The organism is Pseudoclavibacter sp. 8L (genome assembly GCF_902506465.1).
Classification (GTDB): domain Bacteria; phylum Actinomycetota; class Actinomycetes; order Actinomycetales; family Microbacteriaceae; genus Pseudoclavibacter.
On record NZ_LR733185.1, the window covers coordinates 125,292 to 146,510 of the forward strand.

Consider the following 21,219-nt stretch of genomic DNA (forward strand, 5'->3'; position numbering starts at 1 on the left):
AATCGTCGGATGACGAAGGATGCGCGACCTCGCGCGGCACGCCTGCTGCCGCTGATTCCGCGCATCCTCCTGCGTCTCGGCGGCGCGGTGCTCGTGCTGTGGGCCGTCGTCACCGTCACCTTCTTCGCGGTGCGCGCCGTGCCGGGCGACCCCGTGCTCGCGATCCTCGGCGGGCCGGGCTCCAACGCGAGCGCCGAGGCCGTCGCGCAGGCCCGCGCCGAGAACGGGCTCGACCAGCCGCTCTTCCTCCAGTACCTCGCGCAGCTGTGGCGCACGGCGACCGGAGACCTCGGCTTCAGCTACGCCCAGCGCGAGAGCGTCGCGTCGCTCATCGGCGAGCAGCTGCCTGGCACGCTCGCCCTCGCCGGCCTCTCCCTCCTCCTCGCCTGGGCGATCGCGCTCACCGTGGCCTGGTGGTCGACCGGGAGGAGCCGAATCGCGTGGGGCATCGCATCGACGCTCGAGGTCGTCGCGGCGGCGGTGCCGCACTTCTGGCTGGCCTCCGTGCTCGTGCTGATCTTCGCCGGAATGCTCGGACTCCCGGTCGCCGTCTCGGGCCCGGGGTTCGCCGGGCTCATCCTGCCGAGCGTCACCCTCGCGCTCCCCCTCGCCGGGTACCTCGGGCAGGTCATGCGCGAGCAGATGCTCGACGCCCTCGAGTCGCCGTTCGTGCTGGCCGCGCGAGCGCGGGGCGAGGGCCCGAGCGGCATCTTCTGGCGGCACGTGCTGCGCCACGCGGCGATCCCCGCAGTCGGCCTCAGCGGCTGGGCCCTCGGCTCCCTCGTCTCCGGCGCGGTGGTCGTCGAGACGATCTTCGCGAGGCCAGGACTCGGCCGCTCTCTGCTCGCCGCGGTCGGTGCGCGGGATGTGCCCTACGTGATCGGAGTCCTCGTCGTCGTCGCGGCCGCCTACATGGTCGTGACCGTCCTCACCGACCTGATCGAGCCGCTCATCGATCCGCGCTCGCGCGACCGAGCGGGCGTGACCGCATGAGTCTCGACGCGGCAGCGGTCCGGGATGCTCGTGCGGGCACGACGGGACAGCGCGACGGCCGCACCCGCTCCGGCTCCCGGCGCGGGCTCTGGCTCGGCGTCTGGCTCGCCGTGGCGGCGATCTACCTTCTGGCCGCGGTCTTCCCGCAGCTCCTCGCCCCTGGCGACCCGCTCGCCGTGAACCCCGCCGATGCGTTCTCGCCTCCCGTCGCCGCGCATCCGCTCGGCACGGACGAGTCCGGCAGGGGGGTCTACACCCGCATCGTGCACGGCGCCTCGTCGTCGCTTACGATCGGCGCCCTGGCAACCGTGATCGGGCTCCTCCTCGGCGCCGTGTTCGGCCTCGCCGCGGGCCTCGGACCCCGATGGCTCGACTTCGGGACGACGAGGATCGTCGAGGTCTTCTTCGCGTTCCCCGGCATCCTCCTCGCGCTCCTGCTCATCACGCTCGCGGGCCCGGGCGTCGTCACCACGACCATCGCGGTCGGCCTCTCCACTGCCCCCGGCTACGCGCGCCTCATCCGCTCACAGGTGCTGCGCGTGCGGGCGAGCGCCTACATGGAGGCGGACCTCGTGCTCGGCAGGTCGCGCTGGCACAGCTTCACGAGGACGCTGCTGCCGAACGTGGCCTGGCCCCTCTTCTCGCTTGCCACCCTCGGCCTCGGCCAGGCCATCGTGTGGGCGGCTGCGCTCAGCTACCTGGGCCTGGGCGAACCACCACCCAGCCCGGAATGGGGATCAATGCTCTCCGCCGGCCGCCTCTACCTGCCGACCGGCAGCTGGTGGCTCACCATCTTCCCCGGCACCGCGATCGTGGGCGCGGCCGTCACGGCGACGATGCTCGGTCGCATCATGCAGCAGCGCACGAGGCAGGCAGGATGAGCGACGCATCGAGCCCGGAACCCCGGCGGGAAGCGCCGACCGTGCGGGCAGAAGAGCTGCGCATCTCCTTCGGCGACTTCGAGGCGGTGCGCGGAGTCTCCTTCGACGTGCGGCGCAGCGAGTGCCTCGCGCTCGTCGGCGAGTCGGGCTCCGGCAAGTCGGTGACCGCCAGGGCGCTGCTCGGGCTGAGCGGCGACGGCGCCCGAGTTGAGGCTCGAACGCTCAGCCTCGGCGGCGGCGACCTGCCGCTGGCGAGCGGCGACGGCGACTGGCGGTCGATCCGCGGCGGGCGCATCGGGCTCGTGCACCAGGATGCGCTGGTCGCACTCGACCCACTCCGCCCCGTCTGGCGCGAGGTCGACGATGCACTCCGGCTGCACACCGACCTCGGGCACGAGGCGCGCCGCCGCCGCGTCCTCGAACTGCTCGAGCGGGCTGGACTCGAGGACCCCGGGTCGATCGCGCGCCGCCGCAGCGGCCAGCTCTCCGGCGGCCAGCGACAGCGTGTGCTCATCGCCGCCGCCTTGGCGGGGGAACCGGAGCTGCTGATCGCCGACGAGCCGACGAGCTCCGTCGACCAGGCCGTTCAGGCGCAGCTGATCGAGCTGTTCTCCGCACTCAAGGCCGACGGCATGACGATGCTCTTCATCACCCACGATCTGGGCGTCGTCCAGCGCCTCGCCGACCGGGTCGCCGTCATGAGCGAAGGACTCATCGTCGAGACGGCGCCGACGGCGCGGCTCTTCGCGGCTCCCGAGCACAGGGTCACTCGCCAGCTGCTCGCCGCGCAGCCGAAGGCGGCTCTCGACTCGCTCACGGCCACGCCCGAGGTGGATGCGCCTGGGCCGCTCCTGGAGGTGCGCGGCGTCTCGAAGACCTTCCGGGGAGCGGGGAGCGCGCCCATCCAGGCCGTGCGGGAGGCGTCCTTCACACTCTCGCGCGGCGAGACGCTCGGGATCGTCGGGAGCTCGGGCTCCGGCAAGTCGACGCTGGCCCGCATCGCGCTCGGTCTGGAGCGGCCGGACGCGGGCACTGTCTCGTTCCTCGGCGACGCCTGGAGCCCCGCCCCCGAGCGCCTGCGCCGTGCCCGCCGGGCCAAGCTCGGCTCTGTGCCCCAGGATGCGCTCTCGAGCTTCGACCCCAGGCGCACGGTCGGCGAGATCCTCGCCGACGCGCTCACCGCGGGGCGCTCGACGTCCGTCCGGACGAGGCGCGACGCCATCGACGCGGCGCTCGAACGAGTCGGGCTCGACGGCTCGATCGCCGGACTCCGCCCGCTGCACCTGAGCGGCGGCCAGCGCCAGCGCCTCGCCATCGCCCGCGCGCTCGCCCCCGAACCAGAGGTGCTGCTGTGCGACGAGCCCGTCTCATCCCTCGACGTGACCGTGCAGGCGCAGGTGCTCGCGCTCCTCGAACGCCTCGTCGACGAGCTGGGCCTGGCCTGCGTGTTCATCTCGCACGACCTCGCCGTCGTCGCGCAGCTCGCCGACCGAGTCGCCGTCATGAGCGACGGCGAGATCGTCGAGACGGCATCCGTGTCCGAGCTGTTCTCCACGCCGAAGCACCCGGCCAGCCGCGCGCTCCTCGACGCCCACAAGAGCCTCGAGGTGCGCTGAGCTGAGCCGACCGGGCGCATCGCCGCCCGTATCGCCTACTCGACCGTCAGGAACCCCGAGCCGACGGACACCGAGAGCGTGTTCTTGGCGGAGTCCGACTGCCGGACATTGACGTTCGCCATCCCCGACTCGTTCAAGCCCGTCTCGAGCTTGTAGGTGCCGTCCGGCAGCGAGACGCTTCCGAAGCCCGACTCGAGGGAGATGTCGGTGCTCTTCGGGGCCGCTCCCCCGAAGATGGCGTTGAGGGCCCCCGAGCTGGCGGCGAGCACCACATCCCCTGGCACCTCGGCGTCGATGTTGGAAGCGCCAGACCCCGTCGTGAGGCTCAGGTTGGCCGCCGACCCCTCGAAGTTGCTCGCACCCGAGTTCGTCTCGATGACCAGGTCCCCGAAGTCGCCGTCGATGGTCGCGGCCCCCGAGCTGACGTTGACCTGCGCATCCAGCTCCCCGTCCTCCAGGCTCTCCGGGAGGGTCAGCGAGAGCTCCTCCTCACCGAAGCCGCCGCCGTTCCTGCTGCCGCCCACCCGCTCGACGACGAGCGCACCGCCCTCGGTCACGAGCTGCCACTCGTCGGCCTTCGTGAACCCCTTCGACTGCACACGCAGCTCGGCCTGCGAGACGTCGCCGAACTCGATCTCCATGCCGACCGAGTCGATGTCGACGCGCAGCGAGGTGACGCCGGCGACCGACTGGGTGATCGTGGTCTCTTCCCGCAGGACGTCGCGGAGGTTGGCGAAGAATCCGCTGGTCACGGTTCCGGCGACGACCATGCCGCCGATGATCGCGACCGTGATGGTGATCCACCCGAATCGCTTCGGGCTGATGCCATCAGCGTCTGCGTCTGGGCGGGCGTCGGGCTCGAGAGTTGGCGTGGTCATCGGAGTTCTCCGTTCGTGGCGCGGGCGGTGAGGCCCTGTCCATCGAGGTGTGTCTGTGGCTGCGGGCGGGGCGCATGCCCCTGCCCGTCGAGATGGGCGAGCACGGCGAGCACCCTGCGGTTGCCGCCGTCGCCCTGGTCGAGCTCGAGCTTCTGGAAGACCGCAGAGATGTGCTTCTCGACGCTCCCCGCGCTGACGTGGAGCTCCTCGGCGATCGCATGGTTCGAGCGGCCTTCGGCCATGAGTCCGAGCACCTCGGACTCGCGGGGTGTGAGGCGCTCGAAACGCGCATCCCTGGTCTTCCGGGCGAGCAGCTGGGCGACGACCTCTGGGTCGAGCACCGTGCCGCCAGCCGCGACGTTGTCGACGCCGGCGAGGAACTGCTCGACGTCGGCGACCCGATCCTTGAGGAGGTAGCCGAGCCCGCCCCTCGAGCTCGAGATGAGCTCGGACGCGTACCGCTCCTCCACGTACTGCGAGAGGACCAGCACGGCGAGGCCCGGGTCGGTGGCCCGGAGCCGGAGCGCGGCCCGGATGCCCTCGTCGGTGAACCCTGGTGGCAGGCGGACGTCGAGGATGACGAGCTCCGGGTCCGTCTCGGCGACGAGCCGGTCGAGCCTGCCGTCGTCGGCGAGGATGCCCACCATGGTGTGGCCGGCGTCCTCGAGCAGGCGGGCGATGCCCTCCCGCAGGAGCGCGGAGTCTTCGCAGATCAGGATGCGCATGGCACGCTCACCTCGATCGTCGTCGGGCCTTCCGGCGGGCTCGAGATCATGATCGCGCCGCCCGCCGCTTCGATGCGGTCGGTGACCCCGTCGAGTCCGCCGCCGGGGACGAGACGTGCCCCGCCATGTCCGTCGTCCTGGATGCGAGCCCAGAGCATCGAGCCTCGCATGCGGACCTGCACCGAGATCTCCGACGCACCAGAGTGCTTCGCCGCGTTGCCGAGCGACTCGGCGACCGCGAAGTAGACGGCGGCCTCCGCATCCTTCGAGCAGCGGCCGGGGAGCTGCGCATCGAGCACGACCGGGATGTGCGAGCGGGCAGCGAGCCCCGAGAGCGCGGCGTCGAGGCCACGGTCGGTGAGCACGGCGGGCTGGAACCCACGGGCCAGCTGCCGCAGCTCGGTGACAGCGTCCTTCGTCGAGGCGTGCGCCTCGTCGATGAGCTCGGCCGCCCTGGCGGGATCCGAGTCGAGCTTCTGCTTGGCCATGCCGAGTGTCATGCCGATCGACACGAGCCTCGGCTGCACGCTGTCGTGCAGGTCACGCTCGATGCGGTCGCGCTCCGTGGCTGCGCCGCGAACTGCGACGGTGCGGCGACGCCCCGCGTCGCGCACTTCCTCCTCGAGCTGCTGCTCCCGGTCGCGGGAGAGGAGGCTGATGGACGCCGCGCGCTGCACGTAGGCGAACGCGACGATGAGGGCGACGGCGACCAGCAGCATGCCGATGCCGATGAGCAGGCCGATGAACGGGGTGACGGCGAAGTCCATGCCCCAGACGCTCAGGGTCTCCCGGTTCTGCAGCGGCGAGAAGAGCGCGAAGACGCCGGAGACGCCGAGCTGCAGGGCGCCGAGGGAGAGCGTTCCGAGCACCGCGACGATCACGAGGTGCAGCATCGCCTTCCAGTTCGCCCCGTCGGCGAACTGCACGAGCGGCGTGAGCACGAACCGCCAGCCGTCGCGGCGACGCGAGCGGCGCATCCCGGCGTCGTCGAGCGGCCGGTCGTAGAGGGCCGCCACACGGCGCCGCTCGAAGGCGGAGACGCCGCGGAACGAGAACGCGAGGCCAGCGAGGACGACGACGCCGAAGCCAAGCACGAAGAGCAGTCCGACGCCGAGTCCCAGGAGGCCGAACATGAGCGAGAGGAGGAGCGGCGCTATGACGCCGCCGGCGGCGAGGTGCAGCGAGGTCAGACTCAGCTGCTTGACGTTGTTCTTCATGTCCACAACGCTATGGTCGCGCGCCTCGCCGCGACACGGAGCATCCCTCACTCCTCAGCGGGGGTTTTCCCCCAGATGGTCTTCCCCACATCGGGAAGCATCCGGGCGCAGCTGCGAGCATGGATGCATGACTCTGGACGTCGTGATCATCGCCGACACCCACCTCCCGAAGCGCGCGAAGGCCCTCCCTGAGGTGCTCTGGCGGGCGATCGAACGCGCGGACGTGGTCTTCCACGCCGGCGACTGGGTCGACGGCGACACGCTCGATGCGCTGCAAGCTCGGGCGAGCCGGATGGTCGGGGTGTGGGGCAACAACGACGGCCCCGAGCTGCGGGAGCGCCTCCCGGAGGTCGCCAGCGTCGAACTCGACCGCGTCCGTTTCGCGATGATCCACGAGACCGGGCAGAAGGCGGGGCGGGGGCGCCGCATGGAAACGCTCTTCCCCGACACCGACGTGCTCGTCTTCGGGCACAGCCACATCCCGTGGGACACGACCACCCCCAACGGGCTGCGCCTCCTCAACCCCGGCTCCCCCACCGATCGTCGCCGACAGCCGCGGGTCACCTACCTGAGCGTGCGGGTGGATGCCGGGCAGCTCACGCGGGTGGAGCTGCGGGACGCGCGCACGGGTGATCTGGTTCCAGACGCCGACGGCGCTCCCTGAGCACCGGATCCCGACTCCCACCCCGGCTCCCGGCTACGAGTCGGCGGTCGCCGTGTCTGCGTCGATGTCGTGGCGCTCGAGGAACTCGAACACCTCGCGCTGGTCGACCCCGGGGAAGTCGCCCGTCGGGAGGGGCGAGAACACGTGCGCGTGCACTCGGGCGCTCGGCCAGGCCTTCGCCGACCAGCGCTCGCTGAGGTCAGCCCCCGGAGTGCGGCAGCACGCCCCGTCCGGGCAGGTCGACGACGCGCGCTGCTTCGTGTCGCGCCCGCGGAACCAGCGGGCCTCGTCGAACGGCACCCCGATGGTGATGGAGAACTCGCCGGCGTCGGCGTGCCCGGTCTGGGTGGAGCACCAGAACGTGCCGGCAGGGGTGTCGGTGTACTGGTAGGTCTCCGTGGTCCGGTTCGTCCGGGCGAGGGCGCTCACGGCCGAGAACTTCCGGCACACGAACTGGCCCTCGACGGAGCCGGTGACGTCCTGCGGGAGCGGGAGGGAGTCGTTCTCGTAGGCCTTCGAGATGGAGCCCTTGTCGTCGACGCGCAGGAAGTGCAGCTTGATGTCGAGATGTGAGGTGAGCAGGTTCGTCATGCGCAGGGCGGCGGCTTCGTGGGTCACGCCGAACGCGTCCCGGAAGTCCTCGACGGCCATGTCGCGGCGCTCCTTCGCGTCGCGGAGGAACGCGACCGAGCGCGCCTCCGGCATGAGGCAGGCCGCCGCGAAGTAGTTGATCTCGAGGCGCTGGCGCAGGAAGTCGGCGTAGTCCTCGGGGCGGCGGTGGCCGAGCACCCGGTGCGCCATTGCCTGCAGCGCCATCGCGCGCAGCCCGTGCCCACCGGGGATAGAGGCTGGCGGCAGGTAGATGCGGCCGTTCTCGAGGTCGGTGATGGAGCGCGTGGACCTGGGCAGGTCGTTGACGTAGATGAGCTGGAACCCGAGGTGGTCGGCCATCTTGCCGACCGAGTGGTGCATGAGGGCGCCGCGCGTGTGGTCCACCCTGCTGAGCAGCTCGTCGGCGAGCTTGTCGAGGTCGGGCATGTAGTTGTCGTGGGCGCGCATGGCCAGCCGTAGCTCGGTGTTGGCGCGGCGCGCCTCCTCGGGCGTCGCGCTCGCCTCGGTCCGGCGTCGCACGATCTCGCTGTGCATGCCGGTGAGGGCGCGCAGCACCTCGTCGGAGAGCGACTTCGTCGAGGGGATGCGCGGGAGGCCGAGCTCCTGGTACACGGTCGAGGTCTGCGCGCGCTCGAGCTCGATCTCGAGGCGGGAGCGATCGTCCGGCGGCGTGTTGGCGAGCATCTCGCTCAGGTCGACGTCGAACACCTCGGCGAGCTGCTGCAGCACGGAGAGCTTCGGCTCGCGCTTGCCGTTCTCGATGAGCGAGAGCTGGCTGGCGAGCAGTCCGGTCCTCTCACCGAGCGCTTCGAGTGTGAGCGAGCGCTCCTTGCGGTAGTAGCGGATGCGCCGCCCGAGCAGGAGGGAATCCACTGCGCCGCCTTTCCCTGTGGTTGCTGTCGATTTTTGCGCAGCGGGGAAAGGACCGAGTCCGCTCATGGGTGCCTCCGGGCATCTGAATTGCTGATGTGTGAAATTTTGCCATTTTTCTCGGCCAATCTCCATCCCGTGGCCTCCGGCGCAGGTCAACACTGGGTGTACGACGCCATGCACGTATGCGAGACGGAGACAGCTCGCATGCAGAACCGTGAAAGCAGCATCGAAATGACTGAACAGGCACATGACCACCTCGACGTCCCGCAGCGGGCAGCGAACCCGGAAGTCAACGACTGGGTCCGCGAGATCGCCGCGCTGACGAAGCCGAGCCGCATCGTCTGGTGCGACGGCTCCCAGTCCGAGATCGACGCCCTCACCGCCGAGATGGTCGAAGCAGGCACGCTCATCAAGCTCAACGAAGAGCTCCGCCCCGGCTCCTACCTCGCCCGCTCCGACGCCGGCGACGTCGCCCGCGTCGAGAGCCGCACCTACATCTGCTCGGAGAACGAGGAAGACGCAGGCCCCACGAACAACTGGCGCGCGCCCGCCGAGATGAAGGCAGAGCTGAGCGGCCTCTTCGACGGCTCCATGCGCGGCCGCCCCATGTACGTCGTGCCCTTCGCGATGGGCCCGCTCGGCGGTGCGATCACGCAGTACGGCGTCGAGATCACGGACTCCCCGTACGTCGTGCTGTCGATGGCCCTCATGACCCGCTCCGGCGACGGCGCCCTCGAGCACCTCACCCCAGGACGCGACTGGGTGAAGGCACTCCACACGGTCGGCTTCCCGCTCGAGTTCGAGGACGGGTCGAGCCGTCCCGACGTCGCCTGGCCGCACAACGAGTCGAAGTACATCACCCACTTCCCCGAGACGCGGGAGATCATCTCCTACGGCTCCGGGTACGGCGGCAACGCGCTCCTCGGCAAGAAGTGCTTCGCGCTGCGCATCGCGTCGGCCATGGGGCACGACGAGGGCTGGATGGCCGAGCACATGCTCCTCATCCAGGTCACGAGCCCTGAGGGCAAGACCTACACACTCACGGGTGCATTCCCATCCGCGACGGGTAAGACGAACTTCGCGATGATGAAGCCCAAGCTCGATGGCTGGAAGGTCGAGACGCTCGGCGACGACATCGTGTGGATGCGCAAGGCCGCGGACGGTCGACTCAACGCCATCAACCCAGAGTTCGGCTTCTTCGGCGTCGCTCCCGGCACGGGCTACGACACCAACCCCGTCGCGATGGAGACCATCACGACGAACACGATCTTCACGAACGTCGCGCTGACCGACGACGGCGACGTCTGGTGGGAGGGAATGACCGACGAGGCGCCCGCGCACCTCATCGACTGGCAGGGCAACGACTGGACTCCCGAGTCCGGAACGAAGGCCGCGCATCCAAACGCCCGCTTCACGGTGCGCGCCTCGCAGTGCCCGACCCTCTCCCCCGCCTGGGAGGCTCCGGACGGCGTGCCCGTCGATGCGATCCTCTTCGGCGGCCGCCGTGCGAGCAACGTTCCGCTTGTCTTCGAGTCGAAGGACTGGCAGCACGGCTGCTTCCTCGGCGCGACGCTCGCCAGCGAGCAGACCGCAGCCGCAGAAGGCCCAGTCGGCATCCTGCGCCGCGACCCCTTCGCCATGCAGCCCTTCGCCGGCTACCACATGGCCGACTACTGGGGACACTGGCTGAACATCGGCGCCGACCTCGGCGACAAGGCACCCCGCATCTTCCAGGTCAACTGGTTCCGCAAGGACCAGGACGGGAAGTTCCTCTGGCCTGGCTTCGGCGAGAACGTGCGCGCCGTGAAGTGGATCGTCGACCGGCTCGAGAACCGTGCCGACTCGCTGGAGAGCCCCATCGGCCAGCTGCCCGTCACGAGCGACATCGACATCTCGGGCCTCGAGGGCTTCGAACCTGCCGCGCTCGAGGAGATCTTCACGGTCGACCCCGAGTCCTGGCTCGTGGAGGTCGGCGTGACCCGCGAGTACTTCGACAGCATCGGCGAGAAGGTCCCCGCGGCGCTCTACACCGAACTCGACGCCGTGCACGGCGCGCTGGACGCGGCTGCCGCATCCACCCAGACCAAGGCCCCCATCGGGGCCTGACAGACGGCGGCGAGCGGGACTCCGACCACTCGCCGCAAGCTGTGCCCCTCCGCGCGCGCGTGGCGCGGAGGGGCGCACAACTCCTGGCAGCTCGAACCCCTGTGTTCGCAGCTGAGCCCCTCAAGGATGCGCCCCTGAGGGGCTTTTCCTTGCCCTCGCAGGCGACCCGCCCGGCAACCCGCAACACCCCGGGAGCCGCTACCCTGGATGGGTTCACAACAGGCACCCCAGACTCGGTGCCGCCAACATCGACACGGAGTGTGCATGTCCAGCTCGCCCTCAGTTCCCTCTTCTTCCTCAACTCAGGGCATTCCTGACAAGCCCGTCCTCGAGGGCCTCGAAGTCAAGTGGGGTGAGCGCTGGGAGGACTCCGGCACCTACCGCTTCAACCGCGAAGGCGCCACTCGAGGCGACATCTACTCGATCGACACGCCTCCCCCCACGGCGTCCGGCTCGCTCCACGTCGGCCACGTCTTCTCGTACACGCACACCGACGTCGTCGCGCGCTTCCAGCGCATGAGCGGAAAGCGCGTCTTCTACCCGATGGGCTGGGACGACAACGGCCTCCCCACCGAGCGACGCGTGCAGAACTACTACGGCGTGCGCTGCGACCCATCGCTGCCCTACGAGGCCGACTTCACGCCGCCGCACGAGGGTGGCGACGGCAAGAGCATCAAGGCCGCCGACCAGCAGCCCATCTCGCGCCGCAACTTCATCGAACTGTGCGAGCAGCTCACCATTGAGGACGAGAAGGCCTTCGAGGAGCTCTGGCGCCAGCTCGGCCTCTCGGTCGACTGGACGCAGAGCTACCGCACGATCGACGACTCCTCGCGCCGCAAGAGCCAGCTCGGGTTCCTCCGCAACCTCGAGCGCGGCGAGGCGTACCAGGACCAGGCGCCGACGCTGTGGGACATCACCTTCCGCACGGCCGTCGCGCAGGCCGAGCTCGAAGACCGCGAGCAGCCGGGCGCCTACCACCGCATCGGCTTCACCCGCGAGGGTGGCGAGCCGATCTTCATCGAGACGACGCGTCCCGAGCTCCTCCCCGCGTGCGTGGCCCTCGTCGCGCACCCCGATGACGAGCGCTACCAGCCGCTCTTCGGCACGACCGTCACGACGCCCCTGTTCGGCGTCGAGGTGCCCGTGCTCGCGCATCCGCTCGCGCAGAAGGACAAGGGCAGCGGAATCGCCATGATCTGCACGTTCGGCGACGTCACCGACGTCGTGTGGTGGCGTGAGCTGAAGCTCCCGAACCGCACCGTGCTCGGCAAGGACGGCCGCCTCATCGCGGATGCCCCCGAGGCCATCACGAGCGAGGCCGGTAAGGCCGCGTACGCCGAGCTCGCCGGCAAGACCGTGTTCAGCGCCAAGAAGGCCGTCGTCGAGCTCCTCCAGGCGTCCGGCGACCTGGTCGGCGACCCCAAGCCCATCCAGCACCCCGTGAAGTTCTTCGAGAAGGGCGACCGCCCGCTCGAGATCGTCTCCACCCGCCAGTGGTACGTGAAGAACGGCGCGACCGACGTCGACCTCAAGGCCCGCCTCATCGAGCTCGGCCGCGAGATCTCCTTCTGGCCCGACTTCATGCGCGTGCGCTACGAGAACTGGGTCGAGGGCCTCTCCGGCGACTGGCTCATCTCGCGCCAGCGCTTCTTCGGCGTGCCCATCCCCGTCTGGTACCCCATCGACGCCGACGGCGAGGTGCAGTACGAGTCGCCCATCACCCCGGATGCGTCGCAGCTGCCCGTCGACCCGTCCTCCGACGTCCCGAACGGCTACACCGAGGCGCAGCGGGGCGAGGCTGGCGGCTTCCTCGGCGAGGTCGACGTCATGGACACCTGGATGACCTCCTCCCTCACCCCGCAGCTCGCTGGTGGATGGGAGTCCGACGAGGAGCTCTTCGGTCTCGTCTTCCCCTACGACCTGCGCCCGCAGGGCCAGGACATCATCCGCACGTGGCTCTTCTCGACCGTGCTGCGCGCGCAGCTCGAGCACGGCGTAGCCCCCTGGTCGAACGCCACGATCTCCGGCTTCATCGTCGACCCCGACCGCAAGAAGATGTCGAAGTCGAAGGGCAACGTGGTCACGCCCGCCGACATGCTCAAGGCGCACGGCTCCGACGCCGTCCGCTACTGGGCGGCCTCCAGCCGCCTCGGCACCGACGCGGCGTTCGACCCGAAGAACCCGACGCAGATCAAGATCGGCCGCCGCCTCGCGATCAAGGTGCTCAACGCGTCGAAGCTCGTGCTGGGCTACGGCGACCACGTCGGCGAGGTCACGGAGCCGCTCGACCGCTCGATGCTCGCCGAGCTGAACCGAGTCGTCGGCGAGGCGACAAAGGCGTTCTCCGACTACAACCACGCTCGCGCGCTCGAAGTCACCGAGACCTTCTTCTGGACGTTCTGCGACGACTACCTCGAGCTCGTGAAGGAGCGCGCGTACGGCGCCGGCGAGGACGCCGCGGCTCAGGCCTCGGCCGTCACCGCCATGCGCTCGGCGATCGACGTGCTCCAACGCCTCTTCGCCCCGTTCATCCCCTTCGCGACGGCCGAGTCGTGGTCGTGGTGGCACGACTCCGAGCTGCACACTGCGGCCTGGCCGACGTCGGCGGACCTCGCGGCGGCCGGCGACCAGGACGGTGCGCTCCTCGCACTGACGAGCACGGCCCTCACGAGCATCCGCGGCGCGAAGACCGCGGCGAAGGCTTCACAGAAGACGCCAGTGGCGAGTGCCGTCATCGCGGCGCCAGAGGAGTCGGTGGCGCTGCTTCGCCTCGCTTCCGCGGATCTCCGCCACGTCGGTCGCATCGAGCAGCTCGACTTCGAGGTCGCCGAGGCGCTCGAGGTCCGGGATATCGAGCTGCTCGTCGTCCCGCAGACCGAGGCGTCGTCGTAGGCTGGGGGTTCCCCCCAAGTCTGAGTGCAGCAGCGACGTCAGTGACAGAAGAGGAGTCAGGGCCGGCATGACAGTTCCTGAAAAGGCCAAGCCCCGCAAGCGAACGCGGGACCGCGCCGCGGCGCGTCCCAGCATCGAGGTCAGGGCCATGGGCCCGACCGACTACTTCGTCTGGCAGCCGCTGTTCGCGCAGCACGTGGATGCGCTGGGCGAGAGCTCCAACGACGGGCGCGCGCTCGGCGTGTGGCGCCACGTCGCCAGCAAGACGGGCAACCTCGAGGGCATGATCGCGTTCGTCGAGGGCGAGCCGCGCGGCTACGTGCTGTTCCGTGAGCGCCTCGATATCCGCGGTGCGCGCACGGTGCTGAACATCGAGGCGAAGTACTCGGGCGCCGACTCGAACCGGGCGGCCGTCAACGAGGAGCTCCTCGGCGCGGTGTTCGCCGCGGCCGCGAAGCGTGGCTTCGACGCCATCTCGTGGCTGGTCGACGCCGAGGACGAGGTCGGCCTGCAGCAGTCCGCGCGCATGGGCAGCCGCAGCGACGAGGTCCGCTTCGAGATCTCCGTCGACTCGCGCCAGCAGAACGAGGGCTAGACGTGCTCATCGGCGAACGGTGGCGGGCGGGCAGCCGCCCGCCACGCTCGCTCGAGAAGTACCCGGAGTTCGTCGAGTCCTGCTCCGCGCAGGAGCACGTCCTCTCCCCGACGGTCGGCGACGTCTCGAAGCTGTGGTGGACGCTCACCTGGCTCGAGGGACGGCCCGTCGCAGAGCTCGAGCAGGGGCCCCGGGTCGCGCTCCGAGCTGACGGCTCGGTGCACCTGAGCGGCGCCGAGGAACCGGTCGGAGCTGGTGTCGGCGTCGCCGACGGCGACTCCCCCGAGCACGACGTGTTCGACGAAGACGAAGATGACGACGACCTCTTCCCGGAGCCAGCGCCCCGCGCCTGAACGTCGTCTCCGCGCTGCGCGCGCTGCCCCCCTGGTCCCGGGTCCCGGGTGTCGAAAGCTGACTTATGGTCGTCTCGATCGCGTGAGAACGACCACAACTCCGCTCTGCGTTTCGCGGACGGGGTGACGACCGGATGCGTCCGCTGAGCGCGGACAGCGGATGCGCGTGCCATGTCGGTGGTCGCGCCTAGGGTTGGAAGCATGACCCAGACCGTGCAGCTCGACGCCGAGAACCCGTTCGCCAACCCCAGCTCGCTTCCCTTCCAGTTGCCGCCGTTTGGAGAGGTGCGCGAAGAGCACTTCCTCCCGGCGTTCGAAGCTGGCATGGCGCAGCAGCTCGCGGAGGTCCAGGCGATCACGGCGAACCCCGAGCCTGCGACGTTCGCGAACACGGTCGAGGCCCTCGAGCGTTCTGGTCAGCTCCTCGAGCGCACGGCCGCCGTCTTCTTCACGCTCAGCTCCGGCGACGCGACCCCCGGCATCGACAAGATCGAGGCGGAGATCGGGCCTCGGCTGACGGCGCACGAAGACTCCATCACGCTGAACCGGGCACTGTTCGCGCGCATCCAGTCGGTGTACGACACCCGCGAGCAGGCGGGGCTCACCGACGAGCAGACGTTCCTGGTCGAGAAGCTGCACCGCAACTCGAGCCTCGCGGGTGCCGGCCTCGACGATGCGTCGTCGGCTCGTCTGCGTGAGCTCAACGGCCGCCTGTCGGAACTCGAGGTGCAGTTCGACCAGAAGCTGCAGGCCGACAGCAACGCGCTCGCCCTGGTCGTCGACTCCGCAGAAGAGCTCGCGGGGCTCGACGAGAGTGCCATCTCGGCCGCATCCGCTGCCGCGGAGGCTCGCGGGCTCTCCGGCAAGTACTTGATCTCGCTGGTGCTCTTCACGGGCCACCCGCTGCTCTCGACGCTCACGAACCGCGAGACCCGGCGCAAGCTGTTCGAGGCGTCGTCCTCGCGCGGCAGCCGAGGTGGCGACCACGACACGAGGGCCACGGCGCTCGAGATGGTGCGCGTGCGCGCCGAGCGGGCCCGTCTGCTCGGCTTCGAGAACCACGCTGAGGCCGCCGCGGCGAAGTCGACCGCAGGGAGCGCATCCGCGATCCGCGCGCGCCTCGAGCAGCTCTCGACTCCCGCCGCCGCCAACGCGCGCCGCGAGCAGGACGTGCTGCAGGCCACCATCGACGCCGAACAGGCCGCCGCCGGTGAGCCGAGCTTCGCGCTCGAGCCGTGGGACTGGGCGTTCTACACCGAGAAGGTGCGCGCCCGCGACTACGCCGTCGACACGTCGCAGATGCGCCCGTTCTTCGAGGCGAAGGCGGTGCTCGAGAACGGCGTCTTCTCCGCCGCGAACCGCCTCTTCGGAGTCACGTTCACCGAGCGGCCCGAGCTGCGCGGTCACCACGCGGACGCAGTCGTGTACGAGGTGGGCAACGAGGACGGCACCGAGGTCGGGCTGTTCTCGCTCGACCTCTACACGCGCGATTCGAAGCGGGGTGGCGCGTGGATGAACTCGGTCATCCAGCAGAACCGCCTGCTCGGCGAGCCGACGGTCGTGCTCAACACGTTGAACGTGCCGAAGCCCGCTGAGGGCTCGCCGACGCTTCTCACCTTCGACGAGGTGGAGACGCTCTTCCACGAGTTCGGGCACGCTCTGCACGGCCTGTTCGCACTGGTCGGCTACCCGAGCCTGGGTGGTACGAATGTGCCCCGCGACTTCGTCGAGTTCCCGAGCCAGGTGAACGAGATGTGGATGCTGTGGCCCGAGGTGCTGCGCAACTACGCGAAGCATCACGAGACGGGTGAGCAGCTGTCGGAGGAGCTCGTCGAGCGCCTGCTCGACTCGGCGTCATTCAACGAGGGCTTCGGCACCAGCGAGTACCTGGCTGCGTCGGTCATCGACCTCGAATGGCACTCGCTGTCGCCCGAGGAAGCGGCCGAGGTGACCGATGTCGAGGCATTCGAGCAAGCCGTCCTGCGCCGCTACGGGCTCGATCTTCCCGCCGTGCCGCCGCGGTACACGCTCCCCTACTTCCAGCACATCTTCGCCGGCGGCTACAGCGCTGGCTACTACGGCTACATCTGGAGCGAGGTGCTCGACGCGGCGACGGTCGACTGGTTTGCGGAGCAGGCGGAGCTCGGCGGCGGCCTGCGAGCTGCGGGCGAGCGCTTCCGTCGCAGCATCCTCGAGCCTGGCGGTTCGCGCGAGGCGATGTCGCTGGTCAGCGACCTCCTCGGCGGTCCGGCCCCCATCGAGCCGCTGCTCAAGCGCCGCGGACTGCAGTAGTCGCGATGGAGGGGCTTCGGCCCCTCCATCTTGCGGTCACTTCGGCACGCTTCGGAGGCCTCTGGACGCGGACATCTGGGATGACGAGGCGTTCCTCGGCACGAGTTGATGTCCGAGTAGAGTTTCCCGCTCTGACAGCGCTGAGCCGACGTCCAGAGCGGCATGTTCGGCTGGACGGCATGGAGCTCTTTTGGGGAATCGCGTTGATGGTGGTCGGTGGTATGGCATCGGTCGTCGACAACTGGCGCCACGCGGTCGTGAACCCTGAGCACCGGATCCCGTGGATCGGCCGCCCTCCGGCGCTCCCCCGAGCCTGGTACGTGGCGCGCGTGATCATGGGGGCCGCAACGGTGGCAGGAGTGGTCATGGTCATGAACGCCACCGAAATGCCGTTCGTCATGGTCGCCGTGCTCACCGCGGCCGCTCTCCTCCCCGGGTTCTTCGTATCCGTTGCGCACAACAGACGAATCAAGCGGCTTCGGTTTGAGGGCGCCCCTCAGTAGGAATCGAACTGCAGCAGCCCGGGTCGCACTCAGGAAGAGAAACTCCGCGGATTACTGCACCTGCAACGGTGCAACCGGTGCTGCTTTACTCCTCGACCGATACGGTGGATGCATGAGTTCGTCGGTCGTCGTCGTTCCGCGGGGCCACTGGATCAGTGCCTGGTTCCTCCACCTCTTCGCAGTTCCCGTCGTCCGCGTCGACGACGTAGACCACCCGGCCCGTTGGGGACAGCCGACCGAGGTCACCGTTGAGCCTGGCTCGCACAGAGTCGTCGTCGGTGCGAGGTACCACGGAGCCGGAAGCGCGGTCGGCATCGGGGGCAAGGAATCCAGCTTCGTGGTCGCTGAGCAGCAGCGACTCGTCTTGGACGCCAGAAACGGCTTCTTCAACCACGACCCCTTCCGAGTGACCGAGCGCGCGATCGGCACACTTCGGTGACCGGTCCGGATGTCCCGGTCATGGGATGCTCGGGAGCCGCGCGCGATGTCGCCGCCCGCCTGCTCCTCGGCCCCCGCGGGCGCAGGCTGTGCCTCGAGTACGCCGTGCACTCCAGCCCCGCGGTCGGCTCGGCTCGGTTTCCACTCGCGCGTCACCTCGACGTCAACCCGGGGGCTCGCTACAGCCTGACCGGACGCGCGCCCGCGCCAGCGGACGATCCGATCCCCACTGCTGAGGAGTTGGTCGCTTGCCTCCGCACCGTCGACCTGTCAACGGTCGACCCCGAGGGAGTGACGGAAGCGCTGCGCGCGTCACTCAACTCGGCCCGCTACTGGCAGGAGCCAGACGGCAACGACGAGGTTGCGGCGTTGCCCGAAGTCCGGGCCGCACTCCACCCGATCGCTGAACTCGTCGCCGCAGCGCTCCCGGGCCTCGCCTCCCTGCGGGGAAAGGAGCAGTGGGCGGTGGACTGGAACTCGGCGGAGAACGCCGCACCGCTCCCCACCGACCCGGCAGCTGCCCTCCGGATGTGGACGCGGGAGCTGGCAGACGAGGAGCAACGGGCAGCACGAGACCGCCCATTGGATCCACACGCCCGCTGGTCCGGAACGTGGTGGTCGGTGCCACAGACGATCCTCGAAACCCGAGGAACCGTGGACGCGGCGCTCGAGCTCGTGGAGGACTCCTTCGGCTGGACGGCGGCGACCTTCATTCCGGTCAGCGGATTCGGCTCCGTGCTGGAGATCGAGTCGGCAGACGACTGGGCCAGGCTCTGCCGCGACTACCCGGTCGAGGTGACGGCCTCGCGGCGCCACGACTGGTTCCGGACGACTGGGCGGAACGGTCGCTGGGTCATTCCACACTGGGAGCGCGTCGCGCAGGACTGGGACGCCGTGCACCTCACGGCTCTGGGCTACTACTCCTCGGCAACGCAGCTCGTGCGTGTCGATGCGGAGTTCGCATCCGTGATCGCAGGGTGGGCGCCGGACTCGACGCTGTGGCTCCGCGACGTCGCCCGCGAAGCTACCGCGGCACGCCAGGAGTGGTCCCGGCCGACTGATCAGGATGAGTGGGCACGCATCACCGACGCGTAGTCACAACGCCTGACCTTCAACCTGTGGGTAGAGCCGGAGGCAAGGTCGCTCGTACGGGACAAGCCGAGCTACTTTGCAGACCTCTCACGAACAGCGCCGTACGGTTGTGAATCATGATCCAAGACCACGTTCGCGTCGAAACGGCGTCTGAGCTTGACGTTCCCGCGGTATCGGATCTCATCGCCCAAGCGCGTGCCTGGTTGACGTCTCGCGGCATCGACCAGTGGCAGGACGAGGTGCCGATGTCGCTCCTGGAATCCGATGCGGCGGACGGGCGCCTGTTCGTCGTGCGGGACGGGGACCGCACCGTGGCGACAGTCACCCTCTCCGACTCCGACACCGCGATCTGAGGCACCACCGATCGCGCGGCTCTCTACGTGCACCGCTTGGCGGTCGCGCAGACGCACCGGGGCGGCGGTCTCGGCGAGAGCGTCCTCGATTGGGCGCGGTCGCAGGCGACGGCTGGCAGCATTCCGCTCCTTCGCCTCGACTGCGCAACCGAGAACCGCGCGCTGCGGTCGTACTACGAACAGCGCGGGTTTCGGCACGTTCGGGATGCCACCGTCATCTCACCCGACGGTGCACGCGAGCTGCCGTCCAGCCTCTACGAGGCAGAGCTCCCTCGCCTCTGAGAGGTGCTCGTGCCGATCTTCGCCACGAGTCCCACCGCCGCGGTGAGGCGTCACCCAGAACAACGTGTTCGTGTGGGCCATATGGAACTCTTCTGGGGGATCGTGCTGCTGTCCATTGGATCGGCGGCGTGCGCCGTCGACGTCGTCCGACTGTCCAGGAGCAACCCGGGGCAGAGGATCCCGCTGTTCGGCCGGCCGCCGAAGCTGCCGCGCCTGTGGTTCCTCCCCCGCCTGGTCATGGTCTTCTCCGTCATGGGTGGACTCCAGCTGCTCGGGCGAGCCGCAGACGTGACCTTCCTCCTGACCGCCGTCTTGCTTGTGGTGATCCTGCTCGTGCCGGCTCTCGGGGTCGCAGCGCTGCACAACCGCCGGATCGGCATGCTCGACGCGAGGAAGGCGCAGGACGATCTCGGAGGATCCGAGGCCACCGGGCGCTAGCGGATAAAACCCGCCTGCACCCTGCCGCCAACCCGACGCAGCTCCGCGTCCACTCGGTCCGCGAAGGCGGCGAAGTCGAGGTCCAGGAGAGGCGCGGCGCGATCGTCAGCATGCTTTGCGTCCCACCGTCTCAGCGCCCTCACCAGGTGCTTGCTGCTTGCCAGCCAATGCCCATTCGTGAGCAGCAGAAGCTCCGCCGTCTTTTCGAACAGCAGCCCCGCTGTCACGCGCTGTTCAAGGGGGTCGGTGGCGTCTCGCAGATCATCGAGCAGGTCAGTCACCTCGTAGCGCCTGGCCGCGAGCTCCTGCTCGTGGGCGCGCGGGCCCGCCTCAAGGACCGGGCACCAGCGTTTCCGAAGCTCTTCGAGCCGGGCTCCGCCACGCACCTCGAGTCCCTCCGCGAGCATGTTGAGAAGCACAGGTCGGAACGTGGCGAGGTCGCGGCCGACCCACTCCTCGAAAGCCTGCTCGGTGTAGGAGAAGAGCTCCATACTCTCCCCGTCGTAGGCCACGTTCGTCGCAAGGCTCGAGCGCCCGCTCCCGAACATCTCCTCCGGCCCGATGAGCAGCAGGTCGATATCGCTCGCCGCCGTGCGTCGTCCAGATGCGGAGCTTCCGGCCATGACGGCGACCTCCGCCCGCGGGAATCGTTCTGCGACGAAAGCGGCGGAGACTTCGAGCGGTTCCATGTCAAGAGCCTAGGACGCAGCCGGAACCCAGCCGCCATTCGTCGGGATTGCGCGTCACTCCGCGCATCCGCAGCGAGGCGGACGAAGACCTATGGTGAGCAGGCACTGACGGTGCGCGGTGCTAGATCTGCGCGGCCGCTGCGAGGTCAACGACGCGCATGACCTCGCGCTTCGGTGAGAGCTGCACCACCGTGATCGCGGCCGCGAAGGCTGCGCTGTTCTTCTCGCGCGCAACCTGGATGCGGCGCCGGAACGTCCCCAATTGCACGTCGAGCTTCTCGGCAGCATCGGCGACCGACATGCCAGGCAGCTCCCCGCGAGGCGTGGCGCCGATCGCCTCGGATGCGATCTTGTTTCGCTGCGCTGCACGCTCGCGTGACTGCTGCGCCCTGGCCTCGCGCTCCTCGGGGGTGCCGCCGAATCTCGTGGTCGCGGTCGCGCCCGTGACGCCAAGCGCCGCGCCGATCTGCGCCCACGTTGACCCGGCGGCGCGAGCGCGCTCAACAGCATCCACGAGGCCGACTTCCTCCAGCCATCTGGCCGCGTCGCGCGTCGCCGTGACGCGCGCAAGCGGATCGCCGTCGCCCGGGGCCAGTCGTTCGAGGGCAGCTTCAAGGGGTTCACGCATAGCATCCATCTGATCGAGCGTACGTCGAGCAACGGCACCCCGTCCGCAGGCCACCTCGAACCGCTTCGACAGCACTCCCTGGCCGCCTCACGCCTCGGC

The 21,219-nt window shown here is 69.4% G+C and carries 21 protein-coding genes; 15 read left to right on the forward strand and 6 right to left on the reverse strand.

Going from position 1 to position 21,219, the window contains the following annotated elements; translation table 11 throughout:
* Window positions 1-9: 9 nt before the first annotated feature.
* From GV007_RS00555 to nikE, 3 genes are read left to right on the forward strand one after another with little or no spacing between them, the layout of a single operon-like run.
* Window positions 10-993 (forward strand): ABC transporter permease, encoded by a 984-nt coding sequence (locus GV007_RS00555; RefSeq protein ID WP_160070552.1) that lies wholly within the window; start codon window positions 10-12, stop codon window positions 991-993.
* Complete coding sequence (locus GV007_RS00560) at window positions 990-1,874, forward strand: ABC transporter permease (RefSeq protein ID WP_160070553.1); 885 nt, start codon at window positions 990-992, stop codon at window positions 1,872-1,874. The genes GV007_RS00555 and GV007_RS00560 overlap by 4 nt, the downstream gene beginning before the upstream one ends.
* Complete coding sequence (gene nikE, locus GV007_RS00565) at window positions 1,871-3,490, forward strand: nickel ABC transporter ATP-binding protein NikE (RefSeq protein ID WP_160070554.1); 1,620 nt, start codon at window positions 1,871-1,873, stop codon at window positions 3,488-3,490. Before GV007_RS00560 ends, nikE begins: the two co-directional genes overlap by 4 nt.
* Window positions 3,491-3,525: 35 nt before the next feature.
* Here nikE and GV007_RS00570 read toward each other — a convergent pair whose 3' ends face one another.
* The 3 genes from GV007_RS00570 to GV007_RS00580 are packed head-to-tail and all read right to left on the reverse strand — an operon-like array spanning window position 3,526 to window position 6,310.
* A complete protein-coding gene (locus GV007_RS00570; protein WP_160070555.1) occupies window positions 3,526-4,368 on the reverse strand; it encodes a hypothetical protein in 843 nt (280 codons plus the stop codon).
* On the reverse strand, window positions 4,365-5,093 hold the full coding sequence (locus GV007_RS00575) for a LuxR C-terminal-related transcriptional regulator (protein WP_160070556.1): 729 nt from the start codon (window positions 5,091-5,093) through the stop codon (window positions 4,365-4,367). The genes GV007_RS00570 and GV007_RS00575 overlap by 4 nt, the downstream gene beginning before the upstream one ends.
* On the reverse strand, window positions 5,081-6,310 hold the full coding sequence (locus tag GV007_RS00580) for a sensor histidine kinase (RefSeq protein ID WP_160070557.1): 1,230 nt from the start codon (window positions 6,308-6,310) through the stop codon (window positions 5,081-5,083). Before GV007_RS00580 ends, GV007_RS00575 begins: the two co-directional genes overlap by 13 nt.
* A 127-nt stretch (window positions 6,311-6,437) precedes the next feature.
* Here GV007_RS00580 and GV007_RS00585 point away from each other — a divergent pair, with 127 nt between their 5' ends.
* The gene (locus tag GV007_RS00585) at window positions 6,438-6,974 is read left to right on the forward strand and encodes a metallophosphoesterase family protein (RefSeq protein WP_160070558.1); all 537 of its coding nucleotides are present in this window, start codon (window positions 6,438-6,440) and stop codon (window positions 6,972-6,974) included.
* Window positions 6,975-7,007: 33 nt separating this feature from the next.
* Here the strand turns inward: GV007_RS00585 and GV007_RS00590 are convergent, their stop codons facing one another.
* The gene (locus GV007_RS00590; RefSeq protein ID WP_236558223.1) at window positions 7,008-8,459 is read right to left on the reverse strand and encodes a helix-turn-helix transcriptional regulator; all 1,452 of its coding nucleotides are present in this window, start codon (window positions 8,457-8,459) and stop codon (window positions 7,008-7,010) included.
* Window positions 8,460-8,690: 231 nt separating this feature from the next.
* Here GV007_RS00590 and GV007_RS00595 point away from each other — a divergent pair, with 231 nt between their 5' ends.
* From GV007_RS00595 to GV007_RS00645, 11 genes are all read left to right on the forward strand, one after another.
* Window positions 8,691-10,565, forward strand: coding sequence for a phosphoenolpyruvate carboxykinase (GTP) (locus GV007_RS00595; RefSeq protein ID WP_104240910.1), 1,875 nt, complete (start codon window positions 8,691-8,693; stop codon window positions 10,563-10,565).
* Window positions 10,566-10,829: 264 nt separating this feature from the next.
* Window positions 10,830-13,457, forward strand: coding sequence for a valine--tRNA ligase (gene valS, locus GV007_RS00600; RefSeq protein ID WP_160070560.1), 2,628 nt, complete (start codon window positions 10,830-10,832; stop codon window positions 13,455-13,457).
* Between the two features lie 67 nt (window positions 13,458-13,524).
* Window positions 13,525-14,052 (forward strand): hypothetical protein, encoded by a 528-nt coding sequence (locus tag GV007_RS00605; RefSeq protein WP_146080224.1) that lies wholly within the window; start codon window positions 13,525-13,527, stop codon window positions 14,050-14,052.
* 2 nt (window positions 14,053-14,054) lie between these two features.
* Entirely contained in the window at window positions 14,055-14,405 is a 351-nt protein-coding gene (locus tag GV007_RS00610; RefSeq protein WP_160070561.1) for a hypothetical protein, read from the forward strand.
* Between the two features lie 201 nt (window positions 14,406-14,606).
* The gene (locus GV007_RS00615) at window positions 14,607-16,697 is read left to right on the forward strand and encodes a M3 family metallopeptidase (RefSeq protein ID WP_160070562.1); all 2,091 of its coding nucleotides are present in this window, start codon (window positions 14,607-14,609) and stop codon (window positions 16,695-16,697) included.
* Between the two features lie 221 nt (window positions 16,698-16,918).
* Window positions 16,919-17,200: a hypothetical protein gene (locus tag GV007_RS00620; protein WP_236558224.1), complete on the forward strand. Its 282-nt coding sequence runs from the start codon at window positions 16,919-16,921 to the stop codon at window positions 17,198-17,200.
* Between the two features lie 112 nt (window positions 17,201-17,312).
* Complete coding sequence (locus GV007_RS00625) at window positions 17,313-17,639, forward strand: hypothetical protein (protein ID WP_160070564.1); 327 nt, start codon at window positions 17,313-17,315, stop codon at window positions 17,637-17,639.
* Window positions 17,636-18,733 carry a hypothetical protein gene (locus GV007_RS00630; protein WP_160070565.1) on the forward strand — a complete coding sequence of 366 codons (1,098 nt, stop codon included), beginning with the start codon at window positions 17,636-17,638 and terminating at the stop codon, window positions 18,731-18,733. Before GV007_RS00625 ends, GV007_RS00630 begins: the two co-directional genes overlap by 4 nt.
* A 113-nt stretch (window positions 18,734-18,846) precedes the next feature.
* Window positions 18,847-19,083 (forward strand): hypothetical protein, encoded by a 237-nt coding sequence (locus GV007_RS00635; protein WP_160070566.1) that lies wholly within the window; start codon window positions 18,847-18,849, stop codon window positions 19,081-19,083.
* 27 nt (window positions 19,084-19,110) lie between these two features.
* Window positions 19,111-19,365: a GNAT family N-acetyltransferase gene (locus tag GV007_RS00640; RefSeq protein ID WP_268893478.1), complete on the forward strand. Its 255-nt coding sequence runs from the start codon at window positions 19,111-19,113 to the stop codon at window positions 19,363-19,365.
* Between the two features lie 81 nt (window positions 19,366-19,446).
* Entirely contained in the window at window positions 19,447-19,803 is a 357-nt protein-coding gene (locus GV007_RS00645; RefSeq protein ID WP_160070568.1) for a hypothetical protein, read from the forward strand.
* Here the strand turns inward: GV007_RS00645 and GV007_RS00650 are convergent.
* Entirely contained in the window at window positions 19,800-20,492 is a 693-nt protein-coding gene (locus GV007_RS00650) for a hypothetical protein (protein ID WP_160070569.1), read from the reverse strand. The two genes, GV007_RS00645 and GV007_RS00650, sit on opposite strands and share 4 nt — an antisense overlap.
* 121 nt (window positions 20,493-20,613) lie before the next feature.
* Window positions 20,614-21,120: a hypothetical protein gene (locus GV007_RS18990; RefSeq protein WP_201297531.1), complete on the reverse strand. Its 507-nt coding sequence runs from the start codon at window positions 21,118-21,120 to the stop codon at window positions 20,614-20,616.
* Window positions 21,121-21,219: the final 99 nt, after the last annotated feature.

Bases quoted from the DNA above. Each gene is read 5' to 3' on its own strand.
- GV007_RS00585 (WP_160070558.1), top strand. From the start codon at position 6,438: ATGACTCTGGACGTCGTGATCATCGCCGACACCCACCTCCCGAAGCGC.
- GV007_RS00625 (WP_160070564.1), top strand. From the start codon at position 17,313: ATGAGTTCGTCGGTCGTCGTCGTTCCGCGGGGCCACTGGATCAGTGCC.
- GV007_RS00635 (WP_160070566.1), top strand. From the start codon at position 18,847: ATGATCCAAGACCACGTTCGCGTCGAAACGGCGTCTGAGCTTGACGTT.
- GV007_RS00570 (WP_160070555.1), bottom strand. From the start codon at position 4,368: ATGACCACGCCAACTCTCGAGCCCGACGCCCGCCCAGACGCAGACGCT.
- GV007_RS00560 (WP_160070553.1), top strand. From the start codon at position 990: ATGAGTCTCGACGCGGCAGCGGTCCGGGATGCTCGTGCGGGCACGACG.
- GV007_RS00620 (WP_236558224.1), top strand. From the start codon at position 16,919: ATGGCATCGGTCGTCGACAACTGGCGCCACGCGGTCGTGAACCCTGAG.
- GV007_RS00615 (WP_160070562.1), top strand. From the start codon at position 14,607: ATGACCCAGACCGTGCAGCTCGACGCCGAGAACCCGTTCGCCAACCCC.
- GV007_RS18990 (WP_201297531.1), bottom strand. From the start codon at position 21,120: ATGCGTGAACCCCTTGAAGCTGCCCTCGAACGACTGGCCCCGGGCGAC.
- GV007_RS00605 (WP_146080224.1), top strand. From the start codon at position 13,525: ATGACAGTTCCTGAAAAGGCCAAGCCCCGCAAGCGAACGCGGGACCGC.
- GV007_RS00555 (WP_160070552.1), top strand. From the start codon at position 10: ATGACGAAGGATGCGCGACCTCGCGCGGCACGCCTGCTGCCGCTGATT.
- GV007_RS00595 (WP_104240910.1), top strand. From the start codon at position 8,691: ATGACTGAACAGGCACATGACCACCTCGACGTCCCGCAGCGGGCAGCG.
- GV007_RS00575 (WP_160070556.1), bottom strand. From the start codon at position 5,093: ATGCGCATCCTGATCTGCGAAGACTCCGCGCTCCTGCGGGAGGGCATC.
- nikE (WP_160070554.1), top strand. From the start codon at position 1,871: ATGAGCGACGCATCGAGCCCGGAACCCCGGCGGGAAGCGCCGACCGTG.
- GV007_RS00650 (WP_160070569.1), bottom strand. From the start codon at position 20,492: ATGGAACCGCTCGAAGTCTCCGCCGCTTTCGTCGCAGAACGATTCCCG.
- GV007_RS00645 (WP_160070568.1), top strand. From the start codon at position 19,447: ATGGAACTCTTCTGGGGGATCGTGCTGCTGTCCATTGGATCGGCGGCG.
- valS (WP_160070560.1), top strand. From the start codon at position 10,830: ATGTCCAGCTCGCCCTCAGTTCCCTCTTCTTCCTCAACTCAGGGCATT.
- GV007_RS00580 (WP_160070557.1), bottom strand. From the start codon at position 6,310: ATGAAGAACAACGTCAAGCAGCTGAGTCTGACCTCGCTGCACCTCGCC.